Genomic DNA, 17,950 nt, shown 5'->3' on the forward strand with positions numbered 1-17,950 from the left:
CCCTGCCCCGCTGGAGTTCTCCAGAGCTCCCATCGGCCAGCGCAGCCTGGCGGCAGCGGCTACAGACTGGGTCAGCCTTGGGATCTGACTGCGGCCTCGATCGCTGCGATGTCGATCTTACCCATCGTCATCATCGCCTTGAACGCCCGCGCCGCCGCGGCGCGGTCAGGGCTGGTGAACGCTGTCGTCAGTGCGCGCGGGGTGATCTGCCACGACAGCCCCCACTTGTCCTTGCACCAACCGCATTCACTTTCCTGGCCGCCGTTGTCGACAATGGCATGCCACAACCGATCGGTCTCAGCCTGATCATCGGTGGCCACCTGGAACGAAAACGCCTCGCTGTGGGTGAACGCCGGCCCGCCGTTCAAGCCCAGGCACGGGATGCCCATGACGGTGAACTCCACGGTCAGCACATCGCCCTCCTTGCCCGCCGGGTAGTCGCCCGGGGCGCGGTGCACGGCGCCCACGCTGCTGTCGGGGAAGGTCTTGGCGTAGAAGGTGGCGGCGTCGAGCGCGGTGCCGTTGTACCAGAGGCAGAGAGTGTTTTTGCTGATCATGGTTGTTCTCCGGGGGGCGGGAGCGGTTTGATCAGTGTAGTGCGTGGCCCCGGTCAACCGACAACGCCCGCCGTGCGGTCAGGCCAGGCGCTTGTGCCCCGGTGGAAAATCATCGATGCCACCAAATTCGGTGAACCCCAGCCGCTTGTAGAAATCCGGCGCCTGGAAGTCGAAGGTGTCCAGCCAGATGCCCACGCAGCTTTTCTCACGGGCCAGCGCTTCAGCCATTTCCATTTTGGGGTCGCCAGCCATGGCGTTGTTATTTAAAAGCCGGTCATCGCCCTGTAGCCGCTGCCGCCAGGCTGCGCTGGCCGGTGTGAACCCCGGAGATGTTCAGGGAACGATAGGGCCAGCGCAGCCTGGCGGCAGCGGCTACGGGATTAGGTTTGGGGTGGGGTGGCCGTGGTGCTCCACCAGAAAATCCACGAACGCACGCACCCGCGCCGGCATCGCGGCGCCGCCCACGAACACGGCGTGGATGGGCTCGCGATCCCCCGGGTTGTAGTCTTCCAGCAACGGTACCAGCGCGCCGCTGTCCAGGTCCGCCTGCACGCTGAAGGTGCCGATGCGGGTGATGCCCGCGCCCAGCCGGGCCAGTTGCGACAGCACTTCACCGCTGTTGCCTTCCAGGCTGCCGGACACCTTCAAGGCGAAGTCCTGGCCATCGCGGCGGAACGGCCAGTCCAGGTTGGCGCGGCGGAAGTTGAAGCGCAGGCAGTTGTGGGCCAGCAGGTCTTCGGGCTGCTGCGGGGTGCCGTGGCGTGCCAGGTAGCTGGGCGAGGCGACGATGACGCTGGCGGTCTCCCCTACCCTGCGCGCGGTCAGCGGGCTGTCGGCCAGTTCGCCGAAGCGCAGCGCCACGTCGGCCTCGCCGCCAAGAATGTCGACGATTTCATCGCTGAGCATCAGGTCGACCACGATGGCCGGGTAGCGGGCACTGAAGGCCGCCACCAGCGGCACGATGGTCAACCGGCCATGGGCCTGGGAGGCGCTGACCCGCAACCGGCCACGGGGCACGCCCTGGTCGGTGATGGCGTCCTCCACCTCGGCGATGTCGGCAAGGATGCGCCGGGCGCCGCGCAGGTAGGCTTCGCCCTCGGCGGTCAGGGTAATGGCGCGCGTGGTGCGGATCAGCAGGCGGGTGCCGATGCGCGCTTCGGTGCGGGCGATGATGCGGCTGATGGCCGACGGCGTCAGGCCCAGGGCGCGGGCGGCCGCAGACAGGCTGCCTTCCTGCGCCACGCGAACGAACACCGCCATTTCACCGGAGTGACCATTGAGGTCCATTTGTGCTCCCCACGCAAAACTGTTGGTACCGGTAAGGGACTACCGCCTGAAAACAGCGGATTGTAGCATTCGCCTCACAGATGAGGAGTCACCCATGCGTATCAATTCACCCCTTGTAGCCCTTGCCATCGGCGCCTTCGGCATCGGTGTCACCGAGTTCGCCCCCATGGGCATGTTGCCCGGCATCGCCGCCGACCTCGGCGTGTCGATCCCCAGCGCCGGCCTGCTGGTCAGCGCCTACGCCATGGGCGTGCTGATCGGCGCGCCGATCATGACCCTGGCCACCGCGCGCATCCCACGGCGCTATCTGCTGATCGGCCTGATGGCCATTTTCACCCTGGGCAATCTGCTGTCGGCCCTGGCCACCAGTTACCAGACCCTGCTGGTCGCCCGCGTGGTGACCTCGCTCAACCACGGCGCCTTCTTCGGCATCGGTTCCATTGTCGCCGCCAGTGTGGTGGCGCCCGACAAGCGCGCCGGTGCCGTGGCGGCGATGTTCATGGGGCTGACCCTGGCGACGATTGGCGGCGTACCGCTGGCCACCTGGTTCGGTGAAACCTTCGGTTGGCGCACGGCCTTCTGGGGCATCGCCGCCCTGGGCGTGGTGACCATGGTGTCGCTGTGGCTGGCGCTGCCCAACCTGCCGGCGCAGAAAGGCGGCGGCCTGCTGGCCGAGATCAAGGTGTTGGGGCGCAAGCCGGTGCTGGCCGCGCTGGCGCTGACGGTGGTCGGCTCCAGTGCCATGTTCACCGTGTTCACCTACATCGCGCCGATTTTGCGCGACGCCACCCACGCTTCCACCAACTTCATCACTGGCATGCTGATGCTGTTCGGCATCGGCCTGACCATCGGCAACGTCTGGGGCGGCAAGGCGGCGGACCGTTCGGTGGACCGCACGCTGATCCTGTCGCTGGCGACGTTGATCGTGGTGCTGCTGGCCTTCACCGTGCTGATGCAATGGCCGCTGCCTGCCGCCGTGGCGATTTTGATCTGGGGCGCAGCGAGTTTTGCCCTGGTGCCGCCACTGCAAATGCGCGTGATGGAAGCCGCCAAGGACGCACCCAACCTGGCGTCGGCCGTCAACATCGGGGCGTTCAACTTCGGTAACGCCATTGGTGCGGCGCTGGGCGGGGCAGTGATCAACGCGCAGCTGGGCTACCCGGCGATCGCCCTGGCAGGTGCCGCCATGGGCGGTCTGGGGTTGGTGATGGTGCTGATGTTCAGCTGGCGCTCGAAACGCGCCGAAAGGCAGGTGTTCCAGGCAGCGGTGGAGTAACACCGCCAAAACAATGCCCCGGTCGAAACCGGGGCATTGTGCTGTCAGCGGCCGGCAGCCAGGCCCTTGGCCCGTGCGGCGTGCAGCTTCTTGTAGCTCTCGATCAGGCGCAGGTGACGATCAAGGCCTTCCAGCTTCATGCTGGTCGGCGTCAGGCCGTAGAAACGCACGCTGCCCTCGACGCTGCCCAGCACCGCGTCCATGCGCGCGTCACCGAACATGCGGCGGAAATTGACCTCGTAGTCTTCCAGCTGCAACTCGTCGTCCAGTTCCAGCTCCAGCACCACGTTCAGCGCCTGGTAGAACAGCCCGCGTTCCACGGTGTTGTCGTTGAACTGCAGGAAGGTTTCCACCAGTTCCTTGGCTTCGTCGAACTCTTTCAAGGCCACGTGGATCAGCAGCTTGAGTTCCAGGATGGTCAGCTGGCCCCAGGCGGTGTTCTCGTCAAACTCGATGCCGATCAGGGTCTTGATGTCGGTGTAGTCGTCCAGTTCGCTCTCGTGCAGGCGCTCCAGCAGCGCAGCCAGTTGCTCTTCGTCCAGGCTGTGCAGGTTGAGGATGTCTTCGCGGAAGAACAGCGCCTTGTTGGTGTTGTCCCAGATCAGGTCATCTACCGGATAGATTTCCGAGTAATCCGGCACCAGGATGCGGCAAGCGGTGGCACCGATGTGCTCGTAGACCGCCATGTAGACTTCCTTGCCCATGCCTTCGAGGATGCCGAACAGGGTGGCAGCTTCCTCGGCGTTGGAGTTTTCGCCCTGGCCGGAGAAGTCCCATTCCACGAACTCGAAGTCCGACTTGGCGCTGAAGAAGCGCCACGACACCACGCCGCTGGAGTCGATGAAGTGCTCGACGAAGTTGTTCGGCTCGGTCAGCGCGTGGCTTTCGAAGGTCGGTTGCGGCAAGTCGTTCAGGCCTTCGAAGCTGCGGCCTTGCAGCAGTTCGGTGAGGCTGCGCTCCAGGGCCACTTCCAGGCTTGGGTGGGCGCCGAACGAGGCGAACACGCCGCCGGTGCGCGGGTTCATCAGGGTCACGCACATCACCGGGAATTCGCCGCCCAGGGAGGCGTCCTTGACCAGCACCGGGAAGCCCTGGGCTTCCAGGCCCTGGATACCGGCGAGGATGCCTGGGTACTTGGCCAATACCTCTTGCGGCACGTCCGGCAACGCCAGCTCACCTTCCAGGATCTGGCGCTTGACGGCGCGCTCGAAGATTTCCGACAGGCACTGCACCTGGGCTTCGGCCAGGGTGTTGCCGGCGCTCATGCCGTTGCTCAGGTACAGGTTTTCGATCAGGTTGGAGGGGAAGTACACCACTTCACCGTCCGACTGGCGCACGAACGGCAGCGAGCAGATGCCGCGTTCTTCGTTGCCCGAGTTGGTGTCGAACAGGTGCGAACCGCGCAGCTCGCCGTCGGCGTTGTAGAACGCCAAGCAGTACTCGTCGAGGATCTCGGCCGGCAGCTGGTCCTTGCGGCCTGGCTTGAACCAGCGCTCGTCCGGGTAATGCACGAACTCGGCGTTGGCCAGGTCCTGGCCCCAGAACTGGTCGTTGTAGAAGAAGTTGCAGTTGAGGCGCTCGATGAACTCGCCCAGGGCCGAGGCCAGCGCGCCTTCCTTGGTCGAGCCCTTGCCGTTGGTGAAGCACATGGGCGACTGGGCGTCACGGATGTGCAGCGACCAGACGTTGGGCACGATGTTGCGCCACGAGGCGATTTCGATCTTCATGCCCAGGCCGGCGAGGATGCCGGACATGTTGGCGATGGTCTGCTCCAGCGGCAGGTCCTTGCCGGCGATGTAGGTGCTGGACTGATTGTCGGCGTCCAGCATCAACAGCGCCTGGGCGTCGGCGTCCAGGTTCTCGACTTCTTCGATAATGAACTCGGGACCGGTCTGCACCACCTTCTTCACAGTGCAACGGTCGATGGAGCGCAAGATGCCCTGGCGGTCCTTGGCGGATATATCGGCGGGCAACTCCACCTGGATCTTGAAGATCTGGTTATAACGGTTTTCCGGATCGACAATATTGTTCTGCGACAGCCGAATGTTATCCGTAGGGATATTACGGGTTTCGCAGTACAACTTCACAAAGTAAGCCGCGCACAACGCCGACGAAGCCAGGAAATAATCGAACGGCCCGGGCGCCGAGCCATCGCCTTTATAGCGAATGGGCTGATCGGCCACCACCGTGAAGTCGTCGAACTTGGCTTCGAGTCGAAGGTTGTCGAGAAAGTTTACCTTGATTTCCATGCGGAATTACCATAATAGCGAGCAATACAAAATGGCCACCATTATCCGGTTTTTTCCGGGGAAAGTCTTGCTCCGATGCTGCGATCAGGCCCAAACCCCGTGTGCTCGGGGCTCAAGGCCGATGCACGGCGCCTGCGAGGCTGCCGGGCGGCGCGGATTGTCGCTTAGTGTGCGTTGATCAAGGCAAACAGCCCCAGCACTGCCCACAACACCGAGACGTACTGCATCGGCACGTAAAACAGGGTGTGTTTCTTGCGCAGTACAACTTCGGCGCCGGTGTTTTTATCCACCAGTACTTGACCCGGTTGATTGTTCAGGCGATGGCCGATATAGGCGTTGATCGCCGCGCCAACCAACAGTCCAACACCAATGCCCAGGCCATTGGGAAGGCCGGCAAACAATACGGTGCACAGCACTGGAATAAATACAGAAAGAATGCCCCATCCCTGCCACACAAGAAAAAACATAACACGTCCATGGTTAATTGCGAGGCGCGCAATCTAGCAAAGCGGATACCATTGCGCAACAATTAGATACAAGATTGCCATCATCCTGTGGCGTCGCGTCAGTGCACTAAGGAAAGTCAGCATGAGTTCAAGCGATGAGCAAGAGATAAGGTTCGAGCAGCCCATTCCGGTGCTGCGCATGTTCGATGAAACCAAGGCGCGGGAATTTTACCTGGGCTTCCTGGGGTTCGCGGTGGAGTTCGAGCACCGCTTCGAAGCCGACCTGCCGCTGTACCTGGGCATCAGCCGCGGTGGCCTGGTGCTGCATCTGACCGAACACCATGGTGACGCCTGCCCCGGTTCGGCGGTGTTCATCCCCGTGAGCAACATCGAAGCGTTGCGCGATGAACTGGCCGCCAAGCGCTATGGCTATGGGCGACCGGAGATCGTGCAGCAAGGCTGGGGCAAGGAGTTGATGGTGCACGACCCCTTCGGCAACCGCCTGCGGTTCTGCGAGATGTAACCTCTGTAGCCACTGCCGCCAGGCTGCGCTGGCCCTGGGCCTCGCTGGAGATTTCCAGTGTACGTGCGGGCCAGCGCAGCCTGCGGCAACGGCTACGATGCGATGCGATGCGATGTAGGCAATGGCTTACACGCAGTGCCAGCAATCTCCTCTGTTGCTCGCCCGGGCAAAAGCGCAATCTAACTACACAGGTGAAGCGCAGGAAGTGCTTCAGTCACGGAAGACCGGCCAGCACGGATGCGCTCTGACAGGACGTTGGAAGGCCACAAAAGAACCCGCTTCGGCGGGTTTTTTATTGCCCGAACGCTTCCCCCATTGCCGCGACCAGAAAGTCCATCACCCCGCGCAGCAGCGGCGAATGACGCAGGTCCGCATGCACCACCAGCCAGATATCGCGCGCAAACGGCTCGCCGTCGAACGGCAAGCGCTGCAGTGATGGATCGTTATCGCCCATGAACACCGGCAGCCCAGCCACGCCCGCCCCGGCGCGTGCTGCCTGATGCTGGGTGGTGATGTCGGTGACTTCGCAGGCCACGGCCCGCCCCTGGGCCACCGACATCAGCCACTGCTGATGGGGCATGTCGGCCAGGCCGCTTTCATAGGCGATGAACGCCCACTGCTCGGGCTGCCCCACGTACTCATAGTGCGCGCTGGCATATAAGGCAAACGGCATGTTGCCAACCTTGCGCGTCACGCTGTCGGGCTCGGTAGGCCTGAACAGCCGTACGGCGATATCCGCTTCGCGTCGGCCTAGGGAGACGCTGTGGGCCTGGCTTGCAATCGACAGTTGCACCTGCGGATAGGCCTGCCGGAAGCGCTGCAACTGCCCGGCGAGGAAATGGCTGGCCAGCACCGGCGGCGCGCTGACGGTGACACGCCCGGCCATGGGTGATTGCCCGGCACGCGTAATGCGCTCGACCGCAAAGGCACTGGCCTCCATCTGGCTGGCGACCTCGAACACCCGCTGCCCCATTTCCGTCAACTGGCACGCACGGGGCAACCGGTCCACCAGTCGCACTTGCAGCTGCGCCTCCAGCCCCCCCAGGCGGCGGCTGACCGTGGCGTGGTCCACCTTCAAACGCCGCGCGGCGGCGGACAGGCTGCCCGCCTGGGCCACGGCGAGGAAGACGCGCAAGCTTTCCCAGTCAAACATCGGTGCGTTTTCTCCAGCCTGCTGTGCAGATACGCCCATTTTCGCACAGTTCAGTCGTTCGTATGCTGGGCCCTCTTAACTGGAGGCCGCACATGCCCATCACCACCGTTTCCAACGCTCGGCGGGTGCAACTCGCCACCTGTCTGGGCTTTTTTGTCGTGCTGATGGATGTCAGCGTGGTCAACGTGGCCCTGCAGGCCTTGCACGTGGCGTTCGATGCCCAGGTCACCGACCTGCAATGGGTGATCAATGCCTACGGCCTGATGTTCTCGTCGTTGTTGCTGTTGGCCGGCAGCCTTGGCGATCGCCTGGGGGCCAAGCCGGTGTTCATGGCAGGCTTTGGCGTCTTCACCCTGGCGTCTCTGGGCTGTGGCACCGCCGACAGCCTTGAGGCATTGATCGCCTGGCGCCTGGCCCAAGGACTGGGCGCGGCGTTGCTGGTGCCCACTTCGCTGGCGTTGCTGCAACAGGCATTCACGGACAGCAGCGCGCGCCAGCGGGCAGTGGGCTGGTGGGGTGCGGGGGGCGGTATTGCGTTGGCGGCCGGGCCGCTGGTGGGCGGGCTGCTGATTGAAACGCTGGGCTGGCGTAGCCTGTTTTTCATCAACCTGCCCGTGGGCGTGTTGGGCCTGTGGCTGACGGCGCGCCATGCCCCGCGCTCACCTGCCCAGCCACGGCGGTCGCTGGACGTGCCGGGGCAAGTCAGTGGCGCCTTGGCGCTGGCGGCCCTGACGTTTGCCTTGACCCAGGCCAGCCAGTGGGGCTGGCAACACCCGCTGATCCTGGCGGCGGCACTGGCCTTCGTCGCGCTGGGCGGGCTGTTTGTGTGGCTGCAAGGCAACCGCCCCACCGCCATGCTGCCGCCAGGACTGTTCCGCACGGCCGCCGTGGCCAGCGCCACCTGCATCGGGCTGCTGGCCAACCTGGTGTTCTACGGCATGGTGTTTACCTTGAGCCTGTACTTTCAAACGGTCCGCCACCTGAGCGCCGAGGCAACCGGGCTGGCGTTCCTGCCGATGATGGGGGTGCTGATGATCATGAACATCATCGCTGGGCGAGCGCTGGGGCGCATGGGCGCCAGGGCCCTGGTCACTGCGGGGTTGCTGGTGTCGGCCGCCGGTTATGGGCTGATGATACCGGGGCTGTCGGCGCCCTCGCTGATGCCGCTGGTGCTGCCGATGTTGCTGGCGGGCAGCGGCATCGCCCTGACCGTGCCGACCATTACCAGCGCCACCTTGACTGCGGTCGGCGCCAGCCACGCTGGGGTTGCTTCGGGGGTGCTGAATTCGGCGCGGCAGGTGGGCGGGATTGTCGGGGTGGCGGTGTTTGGGTATCTGCTGCGCGAGGGGGTCGTGCTGGGGGTGGAGCGAGCGCTGGGGGTATCGGTGGCAGTGCTGCTGGTGGCGGCGGGTGTGGCGTTCACCGGCCTGCGCCCCCCCCGTAGCCGCTGCCGCAGGCTGCGCTGGCCCTGAGCCTCGCTGAACATCCTCAGGGCTCACACCGGCCAGCGCAGCCTGACGTCAGCGGCTACAGGGCTGTGGCGCCGTCCACCACGCGCAGGCTGTCGCGCCCGCCGCGCTTGGACTGGTACAGCGCGGTGTCGCCCTGTTCGATCAGGGCCGTCAGGCTGCTGGGCGGGTGGTCGAACAGGGTGGCGCCGATGCTCAGGGTCACGGCGGCCGGGGTGTCGAAGGTGCGCTGGGCCAGTTGATGGAACTGCCCGCGCAGCTCATCACCCAGTGCGACAATCTGCTCACGGGAGGTGCCGCTGAGCAGCATCACAAACTCGTCACCGCCCAGCCTCGCGGCCAGCGCCCCTTCGGGCAGGACGGTACGGATCATCTCGCTGAGGGTCACCAGCAAGCGGTCGCCTGCGGTGTGACCGTACAAATCGTTGACCAGCTTGAAGTTGTCGATATCGATCAACAGCAAGGCCCCGGGCCGGCTCGCCGACACATGCTCCAGCAGACGCGGCGCCCGCACTTCCAGGGCGCGCCGGTTGTACAGCGCCGTCAGCGGGTCACGCGCCGCCAGGCGAGCAATGCGTTTCTCGCGGCGGTAGCGCTCGCTGCCGGTCATCGACAGGGCGATCAGCATGATCGCCATGGCCCCTTCCACCAGCGAGATCTGAATGATTTCACCGCGAAAGGCCGCCAGATCGATCAGCGCGCCCGGCATCAGCGTGGACGCCACCTTGGCAAAATAGAACAGCCCGTGCACCAGCAGCACATAGCGCAGCTGCACCGCGCCCACGCTCCAGGACTTGCCGTGGGGCCGCAGCAGAAAGCTAGCGCGCAGGGTGATGACGCCGATCATGCTCGACTGCACCGCCATCATGATTTTGGACCACAGCGGGTCGGTGGGCAGTGCCAGCATGGCCAGCCATATGGCGATCACCAGGTACCAGGCCTTGGACAGCCGCGTCTCGGTGAACCGCGCCACCCCCAGCAAAAACAGCCAGTGTGCCGAAATCAGCAAGCCATTGGCAACCCAGATGCCCACCAGCAGCAGGCCACTGCCGCGCAACAGGGCCAGTACGCAGCCCACGGTAATGATGGCGAAACCGCCACTGAAACACAGCAACGAGGATTCGCGAACGCTGGCCCATTCGATGGCGAAGTACAACGAGGCGGCCGCGGCGAGCGCCACGGATAAGGTCAGCAGAGTGACGGGGTCAAGCGACATGGTGAAGAAGGGCCTGCATGAAGGGCGGTCAAAGAATGGAGTGTAAACGCTTGGTGAGTTTTTTCGCAGATCTGGCGCAATCTTGGCGACGGTAAACCGACGGCTGCCCGTCCAGCCCTGCGATATCAGCCCGTAGCCGCTGCCGCCAGGCTGCGCTGGCCCTCGTCAGCACGCAACAAATCCATCCATGGCACTTAGCCATCATCGCATCAGATAGCCCTTCCGATAAAGGCCGCGCTGTAGAAAAAGCGCCGGCCAGTGAATTATTTCGTTTCCCTTTGTATCTGATGCCATAGAGCAGGTGCCACTACCACGACAGCACGCTGCGATCCCCCATCAGGTACAGAGTAACGTACATGAAATTACGCAAGAAAAAGGTCAACCCCATTGGCCTGGACGACATCACCATTGTCGACGACGCCAAAATGCGCAAGGCCATCACCGCTGCGGCCCTGGGCAATGCCATGGAATGGTTCGACTTCGGTGTATACGGCTTCGTGGCCTATGTACTGGGCAAGGTGTTTTTCCCGGACGCCAACCCCAGCGTGCAGATGATCGCAGCGTTGGCGACCTTCTCGGTGCCCTTCCTGATTCGTCCACTGGGGGGCCTGTTCTTCGGCGCCCTGGGTGACCGTTACGGTCGACAGAAAGTACTGGCGGCGACCATCGTGATCATGTCCCTGAGCACCTTTGCCATCGGCCTGATCCCCTCCTACGCCACCATCGGCATCTGGGCGCCGATCCTGTTGCTGCTGGCCAAGATGGCCCAAGGCTTTTCGGTGGGCGGTGAGTACACCGGCGCCTCGATCTTCGTCGCCGAGTATGCCCCTGACCGCAAGCGCGGCTTCCTGGGCAGTTGGCTGGATTTTGGCTCCATTGCCGGTTTTGTACTGGGCGCAGGCCTGGTGGTGTTGATTTCCAACACCCTGGGCGACGCCCGCTTCGAGGCCTGGGGCTGGCGCCTGCCGTTTTTCCTGGCGCTGCCGCTGGGCATGCTGGGGCTGTACCTGCGCCATGCGCTGGAAGAAACCCCGGCCTTCCAGCAACACGTGGAAAAGCTGGAACAAGGTGACCGCGAAGGCTTGGCCGGCGGGCCCAAGGTATCGTTCAAGGAAGTGGCCACCAAGCACTGGCGCAGCCTGATCACCTGCGTGGGCGTGGTCGTGGCGACCAACGTTACGTACTACATGCTGCTCACGTACATGCCCAGCTACCTGTCGCACAACCTGCACTACAGCGAAAACCGTGGTGTGCTGATCATTATCGCGATCATGGTCGGGATGCTGTTCGTGCAGCCGATCATCGGTTTTGTCAGTGACAAGGTCGGCCGCCGCCCCTTTATCATCTGCGGCAGCGTTGGCCTGTTCTGCCTGGCCATACCGGCGTTCATGCTGATCACCAGCGGCTCCACCGGGCTGATTTTCGCCGGTTTGCTGATACTGGCGGTGCTGCTCAACTTCTTCATCGGCGTGATGGCCTCGACCCTGCCGGCGATGTTCCCCACCCACATTCGCTACAGCGCGCTGGCCAGTGCCTTCAACATTTCCGTGCTGGTCGCCGGCCTGACCCCGACACTGGCCGCCTGGCTGGTGGAAACCACCGATAACCTGTACATGCCGGCGTATTACTTGATGGTGGTGGCTGCCATTGGCCTGGCCACGGGCCTGTCGATGAAAGAAACCGCCAACAAACCGCTACGCGGCGCAGCGCCTGCGGCCTCCGACCTTCAAGAGGCCAAGGAGCTGCTGCAGGAGCATCACGACAACATCGAGCAGAAGATCGAGGACATTGATACGCAGATTGCCGAGTTGCAGGCCAAGCGCGAGCTGCTGGTGCAGCAGCATCCGCGTATCAACTGACCTGCGTAGCCGCTGCCGCCAGGCTGCGCTGGCCGGTGTGAACCCTGAAGATTTCCAGTAGGGCACAGGGCCAGCGCAGCCTGCGGCAGCGGCTACAGGGCATCATCCAGCGGCACCCGGTAGCCGGTGGCCAGGCGGTTGGTCTCGCTGGCCATGCCCACCACCGCCTGCAACTCGCCGAACATCTCATCCGTCATGCCCGCCTTGCGCGCCGCCGCCGTGTGCGAGGCGATGCAATACGGGCAGTTGTTGGTGACGCTGACCGCCACGTAGATCAGCTCTTTGGTCAACGCATCCAGCGCGCCCGGCGCCATCACCTGCTTGAGGCTCTGCCACGTACGCTCCAGAGTGTCGGGGTGCGCCGCCAGGCATTTCCAGAAGTTGTTGACCTGATCGACCTGGCGCGTGCGCATGATGTCGTCGTACACGGCGCGCACGCGCGGATTGGCATGTTCATATTCGATGAAGTGCTTGGACGTCATGTTCTTCTACCTTTTAAGGTGCGCCTGCCAGGCCGGCATTCAACGCTACCAAGGAGAAGACACGATGTCACCACGCACGCTGGCGTTCGCCGCGATCGCCCTGCTGCCCCTGCTGACCACCACCGCGCAGGCCGATCAGCCGCCGCTGTGGAAAGTCTACGACGGGCTCAAGCAGCACACCTGGGTCGACCTCACCCACGGCTACGACGAGCAGATTCCCCACTGGAAAGGCTTTCAGCCCGCCGAACGCAAAACCCTGTACACCATCGCCAAGGACGGTTTCCAGGTCGATCTCTACACCCACGTGGGCCAGTGGGGCACCCACGTCGACCCGCCGGTGCATTTCCATGAAGGGCTGCGCACCATCGCCCAGATCGACGTGAAGGAGCTGCTGCTGCCTCTGGTGGTGCTGGACATTCACCAGCAAGTGCTGAAAAACCCGGACTACACCATCACCCTCGCCGACGTGAAAGCCTGGGAAAAACGCCACGGCGCCATACCCGCCGGCGCCTTCGTGGCACTTAGGACCGACTGGTCCAAACGCTGGCCCAGCCAGGACAAGATCCAGAACCTGGACGCCAAGGGCGTGGCCCACTACCCCGGCTGGAGCAAGGAGGTGCTGGTCTACCTCTACGAAACCCGCAAGATAACCGCCTCGGGCCACGAAACCACCGACACCGACCCGGGGTTGGCGACCAGCAAGGATGACTACTCGCTGGAGTCTTACGTGCTGGGCACCAACCATTACCAGATCGAGCTGCTGAACAACCTCAACCAGGTGCCGGAAGCGGGCGCGCTGGCCGTCATCAGCTTTCCCAAGATAGAAAAAGGCACCGGCTTCCCGGCGCGGGTGTTCGCCATCCTGCCGTGACCTGTAGCCGCTGCCGAAGGCTGCGCTGGCCGGCGTGAACCCTTTAGATTCTCAGCGGGGCACAGGGCCAGCGCAGCCTGCGGCAGCGGCTACGGGATTCGCCGCCGCACGGCCTAACCCAGCAGTTGGGTGATCCACTCAACCTGCTGGCTGACCTGCCGGCGCTTCTGTTCGGGGATGGCCTGGGCCAGCGTCCGTTGCCTGAGCCGCAGCATGCGCTGCCATTTGGCAATGAATGCGGGGCTGCGGGCCTGCATCAGCAGCGGGCCGAAATACAGTTCCTGCTCGCTGTAGGCGACCGCCCCGCTGCGCTCGGCGACGATGATTTCGTAGTCGAAACGATTTTCGTGCAGCACGTCTTCAAACAGGATCTGATAGCCGTGATCCACAAGCCACTGGCGCAAGGGTTGCTCGCCGCCATTGGGCTGCAGGATCAGCCGCTCATGGCCAGCCAGGTGCGCCTGGCCGCTGTCGAGGATGTCGCGGATGGTCTCGCCGCCCATGCCGCACAGGCTAACGGCAGTAATGTCGTCACTGGGCTCGATGGCGGCCAGGCCGTCAGCCAGGCGCACGGTAATCCAGGGCTGCAGCTCATTGTCGCGCACCGTGCGCTCGGCGGCGCGGAACGGCGTCAATGCCACCTCCCCTGCCACGGCGGCGGCAATGGCGCCGCGGCGCATCAAGGCCACAGGCAGGTAGGCGTGGTCCGAGCCAATGTCGGCCAGGCGGGCCCCGGCGGGTACCTGCGCGGCGACATGCGCCAGGCGTCGGGATAAAGTGTGCTGGTTCAACGGCAGGCTCTGCATGACACGAATCGGGGCGCGATTCTGGCGGGCAAGGGACGCAAACTCAACCCCAAGCGTGTAGCCGCTGCCCACAGGCTGCGCTGGCCGGTGTGAGCCCCGAAGATTTTCAGTGAAGCACAGGGCCAGCGCAGCCTCGCGGCAGCGGCTACGTGCCTGCGCAGGAGGATGCGCTACCATGGGCTTTTTTGATCTGGCGCGGGCTATGGATCTCAAACAACTGGAATGCTTTGTGCGCGTCGCCGAGTTCGGCAGTTTTACCCGGGCGGCAGCGGTGCTCAACCTCTCGCAATCGGCCGTGAGCCGCCAGGTGCGGCAACTGGAGGTCGAGCTCGAAGAGCATCTGCTGCTGCGTAATGGCCGCAGCGTGCAACTGACCGCATCAGGCCAACGCCTGCTGAATCACGGGCAAGGCATTCTGCGCCAGGTGCAGGTGGCTCGCGAAGAGCTGCGCGAGCAGCGTGGCAACCTGGCCGGCAAAGTGGTGATCGGCCTGCCGCCCAGTATCTCGCGCCGCCATACCGTGGCCTTGGTGTCGGCGTTCCGCGAGCGGTTTCCCGGTTGCACCCTGGGCATCAAGGAAGGCCTGAGCCACTCCATGCGTGAATGGCTGTTGCTGGGGCGCATGGATTTCGCCCTGCTGTTCAACCCGGGGCAAAGCGGCCAACTGCACTACAAGCATGTGCACGCAGAGCCCTTGATGCTGATCGGCAGCGCGCAAGCAGCGCTGCCCGAACAGGTGCGCATGCAGGACCTGGCCACCTACTCCCTGATCACGCCCAGCGAGCCGCACTCCATCCGCCGCCTGATCGAATCCGAGGCCAGCCGCCATGGCTTGACCCTGGATGTGTGCCTGGAGATCGACAGTATCCCGTCCCTGCTGGAACTGGTGCGGCTGGGCATGGGCCATGGTGTGCTGTTCAGGTCCGCCCTGACCCAGGGTGACGATTCACTGGAGGGCCTGAAGGCCGCCCAAATAGTCGACCCAACCATCCAGACCCACCTGTACGTGGCCACCGCCGAACAGCGCCCGCTGTCGCGGCTGGCCGAGCAGGCGCTGCTATTGGTCAACGAAATCTGCATCCCAACCGGGTAACCATGCAAAAACCGCATAGCAGCTAGAAAGGCAGCCCTGTTGTTGCCCGCAGGTGACGGCGCGACCATCACCTCACAACAACACCTGCAAAGGATACGCGATGAAAAGCTGTCTGCCCCCCGACGCCCAACCCACCCGCCCCCGCCAGTCGCTGCCCCAGGGCGCCTGGGATGCCCACTGCCACGTCTTCGGGCCTGGTGCACAATTCCCTTATGCGGCTGATCGCAGCTACACCCCGCCCGATGCCCCGTACGAACAGCTACGCACGCTGCATGACTACCTGGGCCTGAGCCGTGGCGTCATCGTCCAGGCCAGCTGCCACGGCAGCGACAACCGCGCCATGCTGGATGCCATTGTGCGCGGCGAGGGGCGCTACCGCGGCGTGGCGATCGTCGACGGCAGCGAGTCCGACCAGCAGTTGCAGGCCCTGGATGACGGCGGCGTGCGCGGGGTGCGTTTCAACTTCGTCGCCCACTTGGGCGGCGCCCCGGACCTTGAGGTGTTCGACCAGACCATCGACCGCCTGGCCGACCTGGGCTGGCATGTGGTGCTGCACCTGGACGCCCAGGACATCGTCACGTACGCCGATCGCCTGGCGCGTATCCCGGTGCCTTTCGTGATCGACCACATGGGCCGTGTGAAAGCCGGCGACGGACTGGCACAACCAGCGTTCCAGGCCCTGCTGGGCCTGATGGAAAACCCACTGGCCTGGGTCAAGGTGTGTGGCCCGGAGCGCGTATCGGCCGGGCGCAAACCCTTCGAGGATGCCATCCCCTTCGCCGAACGCCTGATTCAGGCCGCGCCGGATCGGGTGCTGTGGGGCACTGACTGGCCGCACCCCAACATCAGCCAGGACATGCCCAACGACGGCGGGCTCGTGGACTTGATGTGCGCGTTCTGTTCCGATCCCCACTTGCGGCAAAAACTGCTGGTGGACAACCCGCTCACACTCTACGGGCGTTGACCCGCCAGCCGCGCGCACTGCCTCCAACAATAAGACAATCGAAGAGTCCAGCCATGAATCCCCTGCAAGCCTCCCGCCACGCCGATGCGACGCCTCCCGCCACCCAGGTCAGGCAGCCGTTCTACAAAGCCATGTATGTGCAGGTGCTGATCGGCATCCTGGCCGGCGTCATCGTCGGCCACCTGTGGCCCACTTTTGCTGCCGACCTGAAGCCGTTGGGCGACGCGTTCATCAAATTGATCAAGATGATCATCGGCCCGGTGGTGTTCTGCACGGTGGTGACCGGCATTGCCGGCATGCGCGACTTGAAGAAGGTGGGCCGGGTGGGCGGCAAGGCGCTGCTGTATTTCGAGGTAATCTCCAGCCTGTCCCTGCTGATCGGGCTGGTGGGCGGCCACCTGCTCAACGCCGGCGGCGGCTTCAATATCGACGTCAACACCCTGGACGCCTCGGCGGTGACCGGCTACGCGGAAAAGGCCCAGCACCTGCACATGGTCGAGTTCTTGATGGGCATCATTCCCAGCACCTTCGTGCAGGCGTTCGCCGAGGGCAATGTGCTGTGCATCCTGCTGGTGTCGGTGCTGTTCGGCTGCGCGCTGTCTTCGATGGGCGACAAGGGCAAGCCGGTGTTCGACCTGATCGAGGGACTGTCGGGGGTGTTTTTTCGCATCGTGCACATCATTGCCAAGCTGTCGGCACTCGGCGCGTTCGGGGCAATTGCCTTCACCGTGGGCACCTACGGCGTGGGCTCGCTGCTGCCGTTGATGAAGCTGGTGGCCAGTTTCTACCTGCTGTGCGCCCTGTTTGTCATTGTGGTGCTGGGGGCGGTCGCTCGGGTGTGCGGTTTCAGCATTCTGCGCCTGATGGCCTACATCAAGGAGGAATTGCTGGTGGTGCTGGGCACCAGTTCATCGGAAGTGGTACTGCCGCAAATGATGGAAAAACTGCAGCGCCTGGGCTGTTCCAAACCGGTGGTGGGCCTGGTGATTCCGACCGGCTATTCGTTCAACCTGGACGGCACCAACATCTACCTGACCATGGCGGTGCTGTTTATCGCCCAGGCGCTGAACATCGATTTGAGCCTATCACAGCAATTGACCTTGATCGTCGTCGCCATGATGACCTCCAAGGGCGCCAGCGGTGTGTCGGGTGCCGCCTTCGTCATGCTGACCAGCACACTGATGGTGGTGCCACTGGTACCTGTGGCGGGCATGGTGCTGATTCTGGGTATCCACCGCTTCATGGGCACCGGCCTTGCCATTACCAACCTGATCGGCAATGCCGTTGCAACCCTGGTGGTATCGGCCTGGGAAAAGGAACTGGATCGCGAAGTGCTGGCACAACAGTTGACCCCTCAGCCCTGACGCAGTCCACTGCAAGTTGCAGAAAGGATTAAGTGCCTCTTATATATATTGACTATCGGCAACCCACACCCCCGTCAACCGCGCAGTTGGCGGGGATGTGGTTTTTTTGACTGCCAATAAAATCAATAACCTACAGACAACCTACAACCGCGTATCGAAAAACTGACAAACCCTTGACCAAAGCAGTTGACAGTGGGAATCGTATAGACGATACCTATGTACGGCACCGCACGACTGTGGCTCATTGATTAAGTTCAAACAGTAATACTTAATTGATCCGCACTCGGTCAGTAGAGTACCCAGGACTCTGTCTTTGCAGTACGTATGCCCTTCAT

15 protein-coding genes and 2 pseudogenes are annotated in these 17,950 nt (G+C 63.4%); 8 read left to right on the plus strand and 9 right to left on the minus strand.

Features of this window, described 5'->3' with window-relative positions:
- Positions 1 to 71: 71 nt before the first annotated feature.
- The 3 genes and pseudogenes from ACZ9GA_RS16210 to ACZ9GA_RS16220 all read right to left on the minus strand — a co-directional run bounded on the left by ACZ9GA_RS16210 (position 72) and on the right by ACZ9GA_RS16220 (position 1,844).
- Positions 72 to 557, minus strand: a complete 486-nt coding sequence (locus tag ACZ9GA_RS16210) for a VOC family protein (protein ID WP_457361719.1) — start codon at positions 555 to 557, stop codon at positions 72 to 74.
- Between the two features lie 78 nt (positions 558 to 635).
- Positions 636 to 803, minus strand: a pseudogene (locus ACZ9GA_RS16215) (GNAT family N-acetyltransferase); the annotation flags it as partial.
- A gap of 126 nt (positions 804 to 929) precedes the next feature.
- Positions 930 to 1,844 carry a LysR family transcriptional regulator gene (locus ACZ9GA_RS16220; protein ID WP_457361718.1) on the minus strand — a complete coding sequence of 305 codons (915 nt, stop codon included), beginning with the start codon at positions 1,842 to 1,844 and terminating at the stop codon, positions 930 to 932.
- Positions 1,845 to 1,938: 94 nt separating this feature from the next.
- Between ACZ9GA_RS16220 and ACZ9GA_RS16225 the strand changes: the two genes are divergently transcribed.
- Positions 1,939 to 3,120, plus strand: coding sequence for an MFS transporter (locus tag ACZ9GA_RS16225; RefSeq protein ID WP_457361717.1), 1,182 nt, complete (start codon positions 1,939 to 1,941; stop codon positions 3,118 to 3,120).
- A gap of 44 nt (positions 3,121 to 3,164) precedes the next feature.
- On the opposite strand, the gene ACZ9GA_RS16230 is transcribed toward ACZ9GA_RS16225, so the two are convergent.
- The gene (locus ACZ9GA_RS16230) at positions 3,165 to 5,369 is read right to left on the minus strand and encodes an OsmC domain/YcaO domain-containing protein (protein ID WP_457361716.1); all 2,205 of its coding nucleotides are present in this window, start codon (positions 5,367 to 5,369) and stop codon (positions 3,165 to 3,167) included.
- 164 nt (positions 5,370 to 5,533) lie between these two features.
- Positions 5,534 to 5,836 carry a hypothetical protein gene (locus tag ACZ9GA_RS16235; protein WP_457361715.1) on the minus strand — a complete coding sequence of 101 codons (303 nt, stop codon included), beginning with the start codon at positions 5,834 to 5,836 and terminating at the stop codon, positions 5,534 to 5,536.
- Positions 5,837 to 5,987: 151 nt separating this feature from the next.
- Between ACZ9GA_RS16235 and ACZ9GA_RS16240 the strand changes: the two are divergent.
- Positions 5,988 to 6,338: pseudogene (locus ACZ9GA_RS16240) on the plus strand (glyoxalase superfamily protein); the annotation flags it as partial.
- 292 nt (positions 6,339 to 6,630) lie between these two features.
- Here the strand turns inward: ACZ9GA_RS16240 and ACZ9GA_RS16245 are convergent.
- Positions 6,631 to 7,491: a LysR family transcriptional regulator gene (locus ACZ9GA_RS16245; protein ID WP_457361714.1), complete on the minus strand. Its 861-nt coding sequence runs from the start codon at positions 7,489 to 7,491 to the stop codon at positions 6,631 to 6,633.
- 92 nt (positions 7,492 to 7,583) lie between these two features.
- Here ACZ9GA_RS16245 and ACZ9GA_RS16250 point away from each other — a divergent pair, with 92 nt between their 5' ends.
- Positions 7,584 to 8,963, plus strand: coding sequence for an MFS transporter (locus ACZ9GA_RS16250; protein WP_457361713.1), 1,380 nt, complete (start codon positions 7,584 to 7,586; stop codon positions 8,961 to 8,963).
- Between the two features lie 55 nt (positions 8,964 to 9,018).
- Here the strand turns inward: ACZ9GA_RS16250 and ACZ9GA_RS16255 are convergent, their stop codons facing one another.
- Positions 9,019 to 10,176: a GGDEF domain-containing protein gene (locus ACZ9GA_RS16255; protein WP_457361712.1), complete on the minus strand. Its 1,158-nt coding sequence runs from the start codon at positions 10,174 to 10,176 to the stop codon at positions 9,019 to 9,021.
- 356 nt (positions 10,177 to 10,532) lie between these two features.
- On the opposite strand from ACZ9GA_RS16255, the gene proP reads away from it, so the two are divergent.
- On the plus strand, positions 10,533 to 12,035 hold the full coding sequence (gene proP / locus ACZ9GA_RS16260) for a glycine betaine/L-proline transporter ProP (protein ID WP_457361711.1): 1,503 nt from the start codon (positions 10,533 to 10,535) through the stop codon (positions 12,033 to 12,035).
- Positions 12,036 to 12,127: 92 nt separating this feature from the next.
- On the opposite strand, the gene ACZ9GA_RS16265 is transcribed toward proP, so the two are convergent.
- Positions 12,128 to 12,517 carry a carboxymuconolactone decarboxylase family protein gene (locus tag ACZ9GA_RS16265; RefSeq protein WP_457361710.1) on the minus strand — a complete coding sequence of 130 codons (390 nt, stop codon included), beginning with the start codon at positions 12,515 to 12,517 and terminating at the stop codon, positions 12,128 to 12,130.
- A gap of 64 nt (positions 12,518 to 12,581) precedes the next feature.
- Between ACZ9GA_RS16265 and ACZ9GA_RS16270 the strand changes: the two genes are divergently transcribed.
- Positions 12,582 to 13,388: a cyclase family protein gene (locus ACZ9GA_RS16270; protein WP_457361709.1), complete on the plus strand. Its 807-nt coding sequence runs from the start codon at positions 12,582 to 12,584 to the stop codon at positions 13,386 to 13,388.
- A 113-nt stretch (positions 13,389 to 13,501) separates the two neighbouring features.
- Here the strand turns inward: ACZ9GA_RS16270 and ACZ9GA_RS16275 are convergent, their stop codons facing one another.
- Positions 13,502 to 14,179, minus strand: a complete 678-nt coding sequence (locus ACZ9GA_RS16275) for a tRNA (adenine(22)-N(1))-methyltransferase (RefSeq protein ID WP_457363706.1) — start codon at positions 14,177 to 14,179, stop codon at positions 13,502 to 13,504.
- A 217-nt stretch (positions 14,180 to 14,396) separates the two neighbouring features.
- On the opposite strand from ACZ9GA_RS16275, the gene ACZ9GA_RS16280 reads away from it, so the two are divergent.
- From ACZ9GA_RS16280 to ACZ9GA_RS16290, 3 genes are all read left to right on the plus strand, one after another.
- Complete coding sequence (locus ACZ9GA_RS16280; protein ID WP_457361708.1) at positions 14,397 to 15,287, plus strand: LysR substrate-binding domain-containing protein; 891 nt, start codon at positions 14,397 to 14,399, stop codon at positions 15,285 to 15,287.
- 100 nt (positions 15,288 to 15,387) lie between these two features.
- A complete protein-coding gene (locus ACZ9GA_RS16285; RefSeq protein ID WP_457361707.1) occupies positions 15,388 to 16,251 on the plus strand; it encodes an amidohydrolase family protein in 864 nt (287 codons plus the stop codon).
- A gap of 53 nt (positions 16,252 to 16,304) precedes the next feature.
- A complete protein-coding gene (locus ACZ9GA_RS16290) occupies positions 16,305 to 17,615 on the plus strand; it encodes a dicarboxylate/amino acid:cation symporter (protein WP_457361706.1) in 1,311 nt (436 codons plus the stop codon).
- The last annotated feature ends 335 nt before the right edge of the window (positions 17,616 to 17,950 follow it).

The sequence above is a fragment of the Pseudomonas sp. TE3644 genome (assembly GCF_056278815.1).